At 70.1% G+C, this 15,141-nt stretch carries 3 protein-coding genes; all 3 read right to left on the bottom strand.

Translation table 11 applies throughout. The features are described from left to right. Positions 1-70: 70 nt before the first annotated feature. Genes RM423_RS11230 through RM423_RS11220 form a run of 3 tightly spaced genes read right to left on the bottom strand, consistent with a single transcriptional unit; the run spans position 71 to position 15,119 of the window. Entirely contained in the window at positions 71-919 is an 849-nt protein-coding gene (locus RM423_RS11230) for a 3-hydroxyacyl-CoA dehydrogenase family protein (RefSeq protein WP_311423123.1), read from the bottom strand. Continuing rightward, complete coding sequence (locus RM423_RS11225) at positions 916-10,251, bottom strand: type I polyketide synthase (RefSeq protein WP_311423122.1); 9,336 nt, start codon at positions 10,249-10,251, stop codon at positions 916-918. The genes RM423_RS11230 and RM423_RS11225 overlap by 4 nt, the downstream gene beginning before the upstream one ends. Before the next feature lie 8 nt (positions 10,252-10,259). Then, on the bottom strand, positions 10,260-15,119 hold the full coding sequence (locus tag RM423_RS11220; protein WP_311423121.1) for a type I polyketide synthase: 4,860 nt from the start codon (positions 15,117-15,119) through the stop codon (positions 10,260-10,262). Positions 15,120-15,141: the final 22 nt, after the last annotated feature.

Here is a 15,141-nt window from a genome sequence, read left to right as displayed (position 1 = left end):
GCTCCTTGCTTGAATCGAGTGAGCTGGAATCGAGTGTGCTGGCTGTTCTGCTTACCTACAGGGGTCAAACTCAACCGGTCGAGTAGTCGTAGAAGCCACGTCCGGACTTGCGCCCGTGCAGGCCGGCATCGGTCATCTGGCGCAGCAGCGGGCAGGGCCGGTACTTGCTGTCGCTGTAGTGCTCGTACAGCACCTCGACGCTGTACAGGATGGTGTCGACACCGATCAGGTCAGCGGTCTGCAGCGGGCCCATCGGGTGACCGAAACAACTGCGGAAAACCTCGTCCACGGCCTCGGCATCGGCAACGCCCTCGTACACCAGGTAGGCCGCCTCGTTGACGGTCAGCATCAGCACCCGGTTGGAGATGAAACCACAGGCGTCCTTGACCGGAATCGCCTTCTTGCCCATCGCGGTGAGCAGTTCCTTGGTACGCAGGATCGTCTCGGGCGAGGTGTGGAACCCGGGAATGAGCTCGACCGCGGGCTTGGCCGGTACCGGGTTCATGAAATGCACGCCGATGACCTGTGCGGGTCGCGAGGTGACCGAGGCGACCTTCGTGATCGGGATTGCCGAGGTGTTGACGATGAAAACGGTGTCCGGGCCGCATGCGGCATCCAGCTCTCGATATACCGCCCGCTTGATGTCCCAGTTCTCGGTGACGTTCTCGATGATCACATCGGCCTTGGCCACCGAGTCGGCGCCCACCCCGACGCTGATCTTGGCGAGCACCGCATCGGCATCCAGCGCCGGTCCACCGAGCAACCGGCTCATCCGGCAGTTGTGCCGGATGGTGGCCAACGCCTCGGCGAGGATTGCCTCGCTGGTGTCGACCAGGATGACCTCGTGCCCGGTTTGGGCGAGGTTCTGCGCGACACCGACGCCCATGACGCCAGCGCCGATCACTCCGACCACACTCATGACTTCTCCGTTCCCGTGCCTGTTTGGGTTCTGTCCGATTGGCCTTGCCGTGCACGCCTGCGGCCCGCGGAGGCTTCGAGTCCAGATCTGCGCAACTGCGCGCGGACCTGGCTGCCACCGCTGTCCCAGCCTCCGAGGAGTTCCGGGTCGTCCGAGAGCGAGGAATCGATCACCTTGCCGAGTGCCGCCACCGTCGGCGCCTCGTAGAGGATGTGCGGCGGCAGCTCGACCGGGGCGAACTTGGCGCGCAGCGACGCCACGATGCTCACCCCCAGCAGCGAGTTGCCGCCCAGTTCGAAGAAGTTGTCCTGGGCCCCGACCCGTTCCAGCTGCAGGGACTCACACCAGATCGCGGCGATGTCGGCCTCGACGCTGCCCGACGGCTCCTGGTACGAGGTGACCAGCTCCGGCCGAGGATGCCTCGCGCCGCCGTCCTGCGCCAGCACCGGGGAGCTGACCGCGGCGACGGTGAACTGCGAGCTGTAACGGACCATCGTCGAGAAGTCCTGGGTTGACACGACCACCCGCGGCTCGCCGCAGTCCAGCGCCCGCAGCAGGCACCGCCAGCCGTCCTCGAAGCCGATGCCGACCCGGACCCGGTTCTGGCGGAAGAAGTCCTGCAACGCGTCGGCGTAGCCGGTGAGGCCGGCTTCCCAGGCGTTCCAGGTCCACTCCCCCCAGTTGATGGACAGCACCTTCCGCCCGGTGTCGGCCAGCTGGTAGGCGTAGCTGTCCAGGAAGGCATTGCCGGCGCAGTAGTCCACCTGTCCCGGGCCACCGCCGGTGGTGGAGGTGATAGAGGAGAAGAACACCAGGAAGTCGAGCTCGATCTCGTCCGGCTTGCCCATCCGCAACGCCTCGGTGATGGCCAGCGCACCGCCGACCTTGGGTGCGAGGACCTGATCGAGTTCGGACGGATCCTTGAACTGCATCAGCCCCATCGCCGGAACGCCCGCGACGTGCAGCACACCGTGCAGCCCGCCGAACCGCTGCTGCGCCAGCTCGCAGGCCCGCCGGACATCGTCGGCGCTGCTGACGTCACCGGTCACGACCTCGACCTCGGCACCCAGCTCCAGCAGCGCCGACACCTCGGCGATCCGCCGCCGGGTCTGCTCGGCGCCCGGATCGATCGCCTTGCCAGCCAGCAGGTCCGGCCAGGTGTCGCGCGGCGGCAAACCATGCCGTGCGAGCAGCACGAGTTTCGCCCGGCAGTTCCGGGCCAACCGGTTCGCCATCGCGAGCGCGATGCCGCCGAGACCACCGGTGATCAGGTAGACGCCGCCCTTGCGCAACACCGCCTCGGGTGCCACCTCGGCCGAGCACATCGCCTCGTACTCCGGCAGCCAGCGGCGTCCGTGCCGCAGTGCCACCAGGGCTTCCGCCAGCGGTCGCCGCAGCTCGGCCACCACGCCGGCGACCGCGCCACGATCGGCCGCCGCGTCCAGGTCGATCAACCGGCTGGTCACGTTCGGATACTCCAACGGAATGACCCGGCACGGCCCGGCCAGCATCGCGGCGTGCGGCCGGGACACATCCTCGGGCAGCACCTGCTGGGTGCCGGACACCACGACGTCGAGCGACCAGCTGTCCATTCCGAGCTCACCAGCAGCCCGGGCCAGCGCCACCAGGGTGTGCAGCCCCTCGGCGACGACCACCTCCTCCGGCACGGACTGCAACGCCCACAGGTGGACAACCCGCTCCGGCGGCCGGCCGGCCGATCGCAATTCCCGCAGCAACGCAAGGGTGTCCTCGACGTTTCCCGGCCGAACGGTGTAACCGTCCTGCTCGGTGGCGAAGCCGTCGCCGGACCGGACGATGCTGAGCGCTGTGCCGTCCGGTAGCGCGGACCGCAATGCCGCCACCACATCGTCGGCAAGCCCGTCGCGGGTGTAGACCAGCCATGACCTGGACGTCTCCGCGGCCGCAGCCGGCGCCGCGGTCTGGCGCCACACCGGCAGGTGCAACCATTGCTCCTCGGGCATCTTCTCCAACGCCGCGATCGTCTCGAACGTGACACCGGTATCGGCGGCAGTCACCTGAGGCAGTGCCTGCGATGCCTGCGATGTCTGCGGTGTCTGCGCATCCGGAGCACCGCGGCGGGAGCCCTCGATCCAGTACCGCTGCCGCTGAAAGGGGTACGTCGGCAAGGGCACCCGGCCCGGCAGCGTCGAGCGGTCGAGCACGCGAGCCCCGGGGTGCCGGTTGGAATAGGTCAGCCAGTCGAGGTCCACGCCGAGCAGCCACAGCCGCGCCAGGCAGTCGGCCAGCGCCGCGTCGTCCGGCCGACTCTCACTGCCCGCGGGCAGCATCGACAGGATCAGCGGCCATTGCTTCGGCGATGCGCCACCACTGCGGACCAGCGCGCCGAGGGACTGGCCAGGGCCGATCTCGACGACGGCCAGTTCCGGATCGGCGAGCAGGGTCTGCATGGCGGCCGCGAACTGCACCGGCTGGCACATGTGCCGGGCCCAGTAGCCGGGGTCGCACACCAGGTCGGCATCGGCGTAATCCCCCGTGACGTTCGACAGGTACGGCAACTGCGGCGCGTTGAGGGTGATGTTGTCGCGCACCCACCGGGTGAGCTGCTCGGCGATCGGCGACAGCATCCGGCTGTGGAAGGCGTGGGTGGTGCCCAGCGCGCGGCACGGGACCTCGGCACGCCGCAACTCCGCGGTGAAGGCAGTCACCGCCGGTACCGGGCCGGCGACGACCGTTACCTGCGGGCCGTTGAGCGCGGCGATGTCCAACTCCTTGTCGGCCATCGCAAAGCGTGCCTGCAGATCCTCGGCCGGCAGTGAGACAGCCAGCATCGCGCCCGGCTGCACGGTGGCGATCAGTCTGGCCCGGTAGGACACCAGCGCCAGCGCGTCCGGCAGCGAGAGCACGCCTGCCAGGCACGCCGCGACGTACTCGCCCAGGCTGTACCCCAGCATCAGGCCGGGCTGTACGCCCCACGTCATGAGCGTGCGGGCCAGCGCGTACTCGACCGCGAACAGCGCCGGTTGCACCACCTCCGTCCGCTCCAGCTCATCCGCCCGCGGGTCCTCGGTGGCGGCGCCCCGTCCGAGCAGTGCGGCCAAGCCCGAGACCGAACCACGCGCACCCGCAAGAAGATCGACCAGATCGGTGTCTGGCAACGCCTCCTGCAGCAGGCTCAGGCACTCCTCCAGAGCAGCCCGGAACACCGGTTCCCGCCGGTAGAGCTCGGCGACCATTCCCGGGTACTGCTCACCGACGCCGGTGAACAGCAACGCCACGTGCCGGCCGCGGACGGCGTCCACCCGGCTCAGCACCGGAAGGTCGGGGTTCTGCCCGGCGAGCGCGGCCGCGACTTCTGCGGTTCCGGTCGCGATCAGGGTGCGCCGGTGCTCGAACGTCTTGCGCCCCACCTGCAACGTGTAGGCGACGTCGGCCAGCCGGGTGTCCGGCGCGCTGTCGAGGTGGGCCGCCAGCCGCGAGCAGGACTGGTCTGCCGCCGTGGCCGTACGCGCCGACACCGTCAGCACCTGGTAGCGGCGGCTGCGGTCACCGGCCCGTCCGCTGACCTCGCGAACCGGCGCCTGCTCCACGACCACGTGCACGTTCGTGCCGCCCATGCCGAGTGAATTGATGCCCGCCATCGGCTGACGGCCGTCCCGGGTCTGCCAGGGCGACAGCACGGTATTGACATAGAAGGGGCTGTTCTCGAAGTCGATCTCGGGATTCGGACTGGTGTAGTGCAGGCTCGCGGGAATCACCGCATCGCGCAGCGCCAGCGAGGTTTTGATCAGGCCGGTCACCCCGGCCGCTCGGTCGAGGTGACCGATATTGGTTTTGACCGAGCCGATCGGGCAATACTGGTTCTCGGCCGTCTCGCCGAACGCCCGGACGAGCGCTGCCAGCTCGATCGGGTCACCCAGTTCGGTGGCCGTACCGTGCGCCTCGATGTAGCTGATGTCCTCACCTGTCACGCCCGCGTCGGCCATCGCGTCGGCGATGACCCGGGCCTGCCCGACGACACTGGGCGCGGTGTAGCCGACCTTCAGCGCGCCGTCGTTGTTGATGGCCGACCCACGGATGACCGACCAGATGTGGTCGCCATCGCGGATGGCGTCGGGTAGTCGCTTGAGCGCCACCACGGCCGCACCGTCACCGAACAGGCTGCCGCCGGCCTTGGCGTCGAAGGTGCGCACGTGCCCGTCCGGGGTTTCCATGCCACCGGGACCGTAGAGATGCCCGATCTTGTCGGGAACGCGGATCGACACGCCGCCGGCCAGGGCCAGCTCACACTCGCCGTTGCGCAGGCTCTGCATCGCAAGGTGGGTTGCCACCAGCGAGGTCGAGCAGAACGTCTGCACCGCCATGCTCGGGCCGTGCAGGTCGAACAGGTACGAGACCGTCGTGGTCAGGGCGTCCTTGTCGTTGCCCATGATGATCTCGTAGGTGCTGACGTCGCCGCCGAGCAACGCCTCTTCGGGCATCTGCAGCAGGTACGTGCTGAGGTTGGCGCCACCGTAGACGCCGACCCGACTGCGGTGTTCCGGGGCGGCGTACCCGGACTGCTCCAGCGCCTCCCAGCACACCTCCAGGAACAGCCGTTGCTGCGGGTCGGTGAGCGCCGCCATCCGCGGGCTGAGCCCGAAGAACCCGGCGTCGAAGCCGGTCACATCGTCGAGCACCGGACGGGCCGGCACGTAGTTTGGATCCGCGATGTGTGCCGGGTCCACGCCGGAGGCGAGCAATTCCTCCTCGGAGAAGAAGCTGATCGACTCCATGCCGTCGCACAGGTTCTGCCAGAACGTGCCGACGTCACCCGCGCCCGGAAAGCGACCCGCCATGCCGACCACCGCGATCCTGCGGTCGAAGTCAGGGTCCGAGGCGGCGGGGCGTGCGGTAGTGGCCTTTGCTGCGGTTACCGGTGCTGTGTTGATCTGTGCTGTGGTTATCGGTATGGCCTTGTTGGTCATCGTCCCCGCGCCGGAACGGTCCGCTGCGGGGAGGACCGCCGGCCCGGACCTCGATCCGGTTGCCGGACTGGCACCCTGCTGGTCCAGGACGGCCGCGAGCGCGTGCACCGTCGGTGCCTCGAACAGCGTCACGGACGCGACAGCGATGCCGAACCGCTTCTTGACGAGCGCGAGCATCTGCAGCGCCAGCAGCGAATTTCCGCTCAGGTCGAAGAAGTTGTCGCGGGTGCCGACCGGCTCCACACCGAGCACATCGGTCCATACCTCGGCCAGCCCACGCTCGGTCGCGGTGAGCGGCGGCAGGTAGGGCTGCGGCAGCTCCGGCCGGGGGAACCGTTGCACGCTCGCGGCGGGTTCCTCGACGGCGGACAGCTGGGGTAACCGGTCCGCCAACCCCGCGGCCACCACGATCACGTTTGGTGCGCCAGCGGCGAGCACCCGGTCGAAGGCAGCCAGTGCCTCGTCGGTGGACATCGAATGCGCCAGCATGCTCGCGCCGATGCCGGCCTCGATCCCGTCCAGGGTGGTGGCCCAGGTATCCCAGCTGGCGGCAATCCAACTTGTCGCCGATCGGTGCACGTTGCGCTGGGCAATCGCGGTCAACGCTGCATTGGCGGCCGCATAGCTGCCGAAGGCCAGGCCGCCGAAGATGGCCGAGGTGGACGAGAACAGCAGGCAGAAGTCGGGAGCCTGCTCGGCGGTCAGCTCGGCGAGCAGTGACTCCAGCACCCGCGCACCGCCTACCTTGGCGTCGAAGTGCACCGCGACGGACGCCGGATCCACCGCACGCAACGGCCAGAAGCTGTCCCGGCCGGCCTGGGCCGCGGTGTGCAGCACTCCGTCGAGGCTGCCGGCGGCAAGGGTCTCGGTCAGCAACGCCCGCATCGCCTCCGCGTCGGTGACGTCGACAGCGGGCAGCACCAGTTCGGCTCCGAGGTCGCGCAACCGTTGCAGGTTCCGTTGTCGCGGGTCGTCCGGCGGGGGATTACCGGACCGGCTGGTCAGGACGAGGCGGTCGGCGCCGGCGCGTGCCAGATGCTCGGCGACCAACAGGCCCACCCCACCGAGACCACCGGTGACCAGGTACGTCCCCCCGGGGCGCACCGCCAGCGGCGGCATAGAACTACCGGCGGCCGCCGGGACGAATTCACGGAGGTACCGCCGGCCGTCGCGGTAGGCGGCAACCACCTCTGGCGCCGGATGACCGACCTCGCTGACCAGGGCCCGCACCGCGGCGGCGGCGTCAGCGGCCATCTCCAGGTCGACCACCCGGCACTGCAGATTGACGTACTCCAGGTTGGCCACCACGGGCAGCACGGCGGCCGCAGCCTGGGTAGGCAGCGCGACATCGCTCTCGGCTACGACCTGGCCGCTCCGGGTGGCCACGATGATCTGAGTGCTGCCGGTCGCGTCACTACCCCAGTGATCCATCAACCGGGCGATAGCCGATATCGCCTGCGCCGCGTGGGATTCGTCTGCGGAGCCGCCGTCGAGCACGTGCTCGGCATCGAGCAGCCGCAGATCCAGCACCGTGCGCGGCAGGCCGTCGGGCTTGGTGGTGGCCGAGCTGCCATCGGCGGGGACGAGAACCACGTCGGCCCCCGTCCCGCGCAGGGCCTTGGCGAGCAGTCCGGTGAGCTCTGCCGCGCCACCGACCAGCACGCAGCTGCCTCCGGCGACCGGGTCCCCGGATACCGGGGTGGCGAGCCACTCCGGCCGCATCAGCTGGACGTGGTCGACCCGGCTGTCCGAGGTCGGCTCGGCGACCACCGGCAGGTTGGTAACGGCAGGGGCGCCGGGGGAAACGGCAGTAACCGGAGCGTCGATCCAGTATCGCTCGCATTGGAAGGGATATCCGGGCAGCCCCACCTTGGCGACCGGCCGGCCCTGCTGGTAGCCGGCCCAGTCGATCGACACCCCGGCCAACCAGAGCCGACCGACCGCCTCGGTGAGCACCGTGCTGGCCGGGCGCGGATCCGACGCGGCCGGAAGCGAGGCCACGATGCGCTCCGCGCGCTCCTGCGGGCAGTGCTCGGAGTTCCGCACGATGGCACCAAGGGACTGCCCGGGACCGATCTCGAGCAGCACGAGATCACCTCGCTCCAGCAGGGTCTTCACCGACGCCTCGAACGGCGCGGGGGCGAAAAGGAGCTCGGCCCAGTACGCGGGGTCGGTGACCTGCTCCGTCGTCGCCAGCGTTCCGGTCACGTTCGAGACGTACGGAATGCGCGGTGCCGACAGGGCGATGTGCTCGGTGATCCAACCGGTCAGTCCGGCCTTGACGGAGGTCGGTGCTTGCGCCGTCGTCGTCCCGTCCGGCAGCGCATCGAGCAGCCGGCCGCGGTGGGCCACGAGGGCCAGCGCCGAATCGAGGGTCAGCACGCCGGACAGGCAGGCCGCCACGAGCTCACCGAGCTCGTGACCGGCCAAGACGGCGGGCGCGATGCCCCACGACATCATCAGCCGTGCCAGCGCATAGTCCATCGCGAACACCGCCGCGCCGAGCGCGCCGGTGGACGTTGCGCCCGCAGCAGCCTCGGCCGTGGTGGCACGCCGCCGGAGCAGATTTGCCAGCGGGTCGGCGCCGTCGAACTCGCGCGGTAAAGCCGTCCGGCACTTGTCCAGCGCGGCACCGAAGGCCGGCTCGGTGCGGTAGAGGTCGGCCGCCATGCCGGGATACTGCTCACCGCTGCCGGCAATGAGGAATCCGACCCAGCAGTCACTGCCGGCCTCGACGGCCGACAGCACTCGGCCAGCACGCAGACCGGTTACGGCATCATCGGTGGCTGCCGCCACTGGCGCATCGGTGGCTGCCGCCACTGGCGCATCGGTGGCTGCCGCCACGAAGAACCGGCGGTGCTCGAACTGCTGACGGCCGACCTGCAGTGTGTACGCCACATCGCAGAGCCGCTCGCCGGTGGACCCGTCGAGCTGACCGGCCAGGTAATCCGCCAAGGCCTCGGTGCGCGCGTCCGCGGCAGCAGCGGTACGCGCGGACCAGACCAGCAGCTCCGGCCGCGGGGATACGGCCGGACGGGCAGCCAGCGGCGCCTCTTCGAGCACCACGTGCGCGTTCGTGCCGCCGATGCCGAACGCACTGACCCCAGCACGCCGGATGTGGTCCTCGCGTCGCGGCCACTCGCGCAGGCTGGTCACCACGTCCAGAGCCGCGGTACCCGAGCGCAGCTGGGCATTCGGTTCCACGAGGTTGCGGGTAGGCGGGATCTCGGACCTGTGCAGCGCCAGCGCGGTCTTGATGAGGCCGGTGACGCCGGCGGCGCGGTCGAGGTGGCCGACATTGGTCTTAATGGAGCCGATCGCGCACTCCTCGCCGGCGAAGACCTGTTGCAGGGCGGCGAGTTCGGAGGCATCACCCAGGGCGGTGCCGGTGCCGTGCGCCTCGACGTAGTCGATGTCGGCGGCGCCGAGGTCCGCGCTGGACAGGGCCTCGGCGATCACGGCCGTCTGGCCCTGCACCCCGGGAGCGGTGAAGCCGACCTTGCGGCCGCCGTCGTTGTTGACCGCCCAGCCCCGGATCACCGCGTACACCCGATCGCCGCTGTCCATGGCGTCCTGCAACCGGCGCAACGCGACCACGCCGACGCCGCTGCCGACCGGCGCGCCCAGACCGGACGCGTCAAAGGCCCTGCACTCACCGTCCGGCGGTGCGATTCCGCCTTGTGAATACAGGTAACCCACGCGCTGCGGAACCGTGATCGCGACGCCGCCGGCCAAGGCTAGGTCGCATTCGAAGTTGGCCAGGCTCGTTGCCGCCGCGCAGACCGCGACCAGGGAGGTGGAGCAGTAGCTCTGGATGCTGTACGCCGGCCCGTTCAGTCCCACGGTGTGCGCCACCCGGGTCGTCAGCGAGTCCTTGTCGTTGGCCAGGCCCACCACGAGGTCACCCATCGCGGCGGCGATCTTGCTGGTCAGCAGGTTGTTCTGCAGGTACGAACTCCATGCGCTGCCACCGAACACGCCGATGGCACCGTCGAAGCGTGTCGGGTCACAGCCGGCGTCCTCCAGTGCCTGCCAGTTGTGCTCCAGGTACAGCCGCTGCTGCGGGTCCAGAACCTGCGCCTCGCGGGGGTTGATGCCGAAGAACCCGGCGTCGAACAGCTCGATGCCCTCGATCACCGCGCCGGCCTTGACGTAGCTGGGGTCCGCGATCAGGTGCTCGGGAACACCGGCGGACCGTAGCTCGTCATCGGTGAAGCGGGTGATCCCGGACAGCCCGGCGCAGATGTTGCGCCAGAGCTCGGCAACGTCGGCCGCACCGGGAAACCGGCCGGACATGCCGACGATGGCGATGTCGTTCCCAGAGATGTCGCTGCTAGAGATGTCGGTCTCAGAGCGGTCGTTGCCGGGGTTGTCTGGGTCAGTCACGTCAGCACTCATTTCCGGTTGCCGGTGCGGGCACGGCGACGCCGCTGACCCCGATCCGAGCTGGTGGCAAGAACTTCGGAGGCGGTATCGTCACTGCCGCCGGAATTTCCGATCGCAGCAGCGAACTCCGCGACGGTCGGGTGCTCGAACAGCACGGCCGGGGCGATGTGCAGATCGAGTTGGCTCTCGACCGCACGAACCATCGCCATGCCGACCAGGGAGTTGCCGCCCAGGTCGAAGAACGGGTCGTGCACGCCTACCTGATCGATGCCCAGGTAGGCGCCCCACACCCCTGCGACGACGGTCTCGAGCTCGGTGCGCGGCCCGACGAACGGCGTGCGCAGTTGCGGCCGGGCAAAGCGCTCGCCCGCGGGCAACGCCGCGCTGGCATCCACCAGGGCCTCGACATCCAGCATGGCTGACCACTCCAGCAACGCATCGGCCATCGGCTGGCGAACGGCCACCACGCTGCCCTGTCCCGTTGCCACCAGCCGGTCCAGGAAAGCGCAGCCGGCATCGTCGGCGAAGCCATATCGCTTGCGGTAGCCGCGAGCCCGTTCGGCCAGGTCGCTGGTCGTGCTCAGCTGCCAGTCGTCGTGCTGCCACGGACCCCACGCGACGGACAACACCCGGGTCGAGGGGGCCGAACCGCTCAGCGCGGCCCCGTAGGCGTCCAGGACCGTGTTCGCGGCGCAGTAATCACCCTCGCCGATGCCGCCGAACGCGGTGACCGCGGACGAGTACAGCACCAGCAACTCCGGTCGCTGGTCGGGCGGCGTGACCGGGCCCACCAGCTCGGCCAGCACGCCCATCGCCAGGATCTTCGGAGCCAGGACGGCCCGCGCCTCGGCAACGGTCTGGCGCTGGGCCGTGCCGCTGGCGGGAGCACCGGCGGCATGCACCACTCCGTGCAGAGCGCCGAAGTGCTCCCGGCACTCGCGCAGCGCCCGGCGCAGCTGGGCCGGCACGCCCGCGTCCGCGGTCAGCACCAGCACCTCGGCGCCGGCCGCCTCGAGCTCGGCGATGTCGCCGCGGCTGCGAGCCAGCCGGGCATCGAGCTCAGACGTGGCATCCGAAAAGCTGCCGTCGGCACCGGCAAAAGCGTTGTTGGCACCGGAACCGCGGCCCACCAATGCCAACCGGCGAACACCCTCGGCGACGAGCCGCCGGGCCAGCGCCATGCCGAGGCCGCGGGTACCGCCGGTGATCAGGTAAACCCCATCGGCGCGCCACGCCGGTCCGGTGCCTTCGCCGATTCCCGTTGCAGCAAAAGAGGGGACGGTACCGATCTCGGCCCACTCCTGCGCCCAGCGGCGTCCGCGACGCCAGGCCACCAGCTGCTCCTCCGGCTGGGCGGGGTGCACCAGTTCATGCGCAAGCTGGTCCGCGACGGCAGCAGCATCACCCGTTGGCCGCCCGGCAGCCTGCGGACCTGCGTCCAGATCGATTCCGCGCCACGTCAGGCCCGGGTACTCGTGCTGCACCACCCGGCCGAAGCCGTGCACGGCCGCCTGAAACGGCGCGGGAACGTCGTCGCCGAGCACCTCGGACGCACCCCTGCTGACGGTCAGCAACCGCACACCGGCACCGGCGGCGAGCCCGCCCAGCGCCTGCACGGTGGGCAGCAGGGTGTCGAAGCCGTGCTCGATGGATTCCAGCAGCTCATCGTCGCTGGCGTACACCGGCACCGCCGAGCCCGCGAGCAGACTCCACAGGTGGACCACGTGCAGCGGCCCGATGGATTCGCCGAGGCCGGCGAAGACCTCGCGATAGTGCTCGGGACGGCGCGGGTCGATCATCATCCGCCGGCCGACCCGGCGAAGGCCGGTTCCGGCGGCGGGATTGTCACCGCTGATATCCCCGCCCAGCACCTCGAGAACGGTGATGCCTGCTGCCTCGGCGCGGTCGGCGAGCGCGGAGCCGATACCGTCGCGGTCGGCGAAGACCACCAGCGCTCCGGGCAGCGACAGCTCGTCAGCGGTGGCGCGGCTCGGCGTCCGGCGCCACACCGGCGCGTAGCAGTGGTCGGCCGGCTCGGACGGACGAGCAGCCGGACGAGCACCGGCGAACTCGCGCTGGCCATCGGCCGGCTCCGGCCAGAATGCCGTTCGCTGGAAGGGGTAACCGGGCAGGGTGACGACTCGGGCGCCGGCACCGGGAAAGGCGGTCCAGTCCAGCCGCACGCCGAGTTCCCACAGCTGCGCGCAGGTCGTCAGTAGCTCCACCCGCTCGTCCGGACGCCCGGCCGCGCTCCATCGGGCGGGCAGGGTGCCGAGCACGGCTGCCGTTGGCGTCCCCGCGGTGTTCTGGCGGACCAGCCCGCCGAGCGTCTGCCCCGCACCGAGCTCGACGTAGACCTCGACCCCGCGCGCCGCACAATGCCGGACGCCGTCGGAGAAGCGGACCGGACGGATCAGGTGATCGGCCCAGTATTCCCGGCTCATCGCCTGCTCGGCCGTCAGTTCGGCACCGGTGCTGTTGGACACCACGGCGACGGAGGGTGCGTGCCGCGCAACGGTGTCGAGCAGGGCGGCGAGCTTGTCGCGGGCCGGTTCGAGCAGGGTGGAGTGAAACGCGTGCTCGGTGCGCAACGGCCGGCTGGCGATGCCGGCCTCGTGCAGGATGGCCGCGACCGCCTCGATCGGACCGGACGGACCGCTCAGCACCGTCATCGTCGGCCCGTTGACGGCGGCCACGTCGACCTCGGCACCGCTATCGGCCAGCACCGACCGGGTGCTGGCCTCGTCGGCAGCCACCGCGAGCATCCGACCCGTGGGGGCCGCGGCGATCAACCGGGCCCGCTCGACCACCAGGTACAGCGCGTCGGACAGCGAGAACACGCCCGCCAGGCAGGCGGCCACGTACTCGCCCAGGCTGTAACCGACGAGCACGTCGGGGCGAACGCCGCGGTGCGCGAGCAGGGTGGCGAGGGCGTATTCGACGGTGAACAGGAACGGATGGGCGATCTCGGCGCGCCCCATCGGGTCCGGCACCTCGTCGGTGATATTTCGCCCGAGCAGCGCGGCGAAGTCGCCGTCGGCCGGGCGCCCGTCGGTGGAGTCGAGCAGTGCCGGGCGCAGATCCACCCCGCACCGCTGCTGGACGAGCGCGATGCATTCCTCGACGGCTGCGGCATAGACCGGCTCGGTGCGGTAGAGCTCGCGGCCCAGGCCCGCGTACTGGTCACCAACCCCGGGCAGCAGGAACGCCACCCGCGGCCGAGCTGACGCCGCGACAGCACGGGTGCAATTCACTGCACGAAGCTGGCTGATCGCGTCCGGCACGTCGGTGCAGACCAGCACCCGCCGGTAGTCCTGCGCCGCGCGGCCGGAGCTCAGGGTGTGCGCCACGTCGGCCAGGCTCAGCTCGGGCCTTTCGGTCAACCACTGTGCGAGCCGTTCCAACTGCGCCCCGAGCGGGGCGCGGCCGGCCGCCGACAGCGGCAGCACGACAGCGTCAGCGGCGGGCTCGTCGACCACAACCGGAGCGGCCGCCTGCAGCACCAGGTGGCCGTTCGTGCCGGACCATCCGAAGCCGCTCACCCCGGCGATCGGTCGATCAGCGATCGGTCGCAGCGGGGTGGGAGACGTGACCGGACGGATGGTGCCGTCCGCGGGCACCGCGTCCGAGGGCTGGGTGGTGTTCAGGTTGGCCGGCGCCATCCCGTGTTCGAGCAGCAGCACGGTCTTGATCAGGCCGGCGACCCCAGCCGCGGACTGGGTGTGGCCGAGATTCGTCTTCACTGCTCCGACCTGCAGTGGCCGGGAGGCAGACCTGCCGCCGAAGACGTCGTGCAGCGCCGACAGCTCGATCGCGTCGCCGAGCTTGGTGCCCGAGCCGTGCGCCTCGACGTAGTCGACCTCATCCGGGGTCACCGTGGCATCGGCCAGCGCTGCCCGGATCACCGCGACCTGCGCGCTGCGGCTCGGCGCGGTCAGGCCGTTGCTGCGGCCGTCCTGGTTGACCGCCGAGCCGCGCAGCACGGCCCGGATCCGATGGTTGTTGGCCAGTGCGTCGGACAGCCGCTCCAGCACGACCAGCCCGCCGCCCTCACCCAGAACGTAGCCGTCGGCGGAGCTGTCGAACGTCTTGCACCGGCCGTCGGCCGAGAGCATCGAGGTCGCGCAGGACTGAACGTAGGTGTCGGGGTGCATGATCAGGAATGCCCCTGCGCCTATTGCCAGATCGCACTCACCGCGACGTAGCGCCTGGGCCGCCAGGTGCACGCCTACCAGCGAGGACGAGCACGCGGTGTCCAGCGTGATGGCCGGCCCGCGCAGGTCGAACTGGTAAGACAGCCGGCCGGCAACCACGCTGGCCGTCACGCCCTGACCGAAGTACGGGTCGGCGGCCACCCCGGGCCCGTAACGCTCCAGCTGAAGGCGGCCGTACTGCGCGGTGTCCATCAGCCCGACCATGACCGCGGTACGGCTGCCGGCCAACTGCTCAGGCGCGGTCCCGGCGTTCTCGAGTCCTTCCCACACCAGCTCCATCAGCAGCCGCTGCTGCGGGTCCATCCGCAGTGCCTCGTGCGGCGAGGCGCCGAAGAACTCGGCGTCCCAGCCCGCGATGTCGGACAGGAACGACCCGTGTCGGGTGTAGACGCCGCCGGCGACCCGGCGGTCGGCGTTGTAATAGTCATCGACGTTCCAGCGCGCGGCCGGCACCTCGACGACTCCGCTGCGGCTCTCGCGCAGCAGGTCCCAGTAGTCCTCCACGGTGGTGGCCCCGGGGTAGCGGCAGGCCATGCCGATGATCGCGATCGGCTCGTGGCTGCTCTGCTCGACCTCGTCGAGTCGCCGCCGGGTCTCGGTGAGCTCGACGGTGGCCCGCTTGAGGTAGGAGCGGAGTTGATCCTCGGTCGCCATCAACAGGGCCTTTCAGAAAGGG

Source organism: Jatrophihabitans lederbergiae (assembly GCF_031845305.1).
Taxonomy (GTDB): Bacteria; Actinomycetota; Actinomycetes; order Mycobacteriales; family Jatrophihabitantaceae; genus Jatrophihabitans_A; species Jatrophihabitans_A lederbergiae.
This window is presented reverse-complemented; position numbering and strand designations above follow the sequence as displayed.

Excerpts from the sequence above, each read along its gene's own strand:
- RM423_RS11220 (WP_311423121.1), bottom strand. The coding sequence starts at position 15,119 with ATGGCGACCGAGGATCAACTCCGCTCCTACCTCAAGCGGGCCACCGTC.
- RM423_RS11230 (WP_311423123.1), bottom strand. The coding sequence starts at position 919 with ATGAGTGTGGTCGGAGTGATCGGCGCTGGCGTCATGGGCGTCGGTGTC.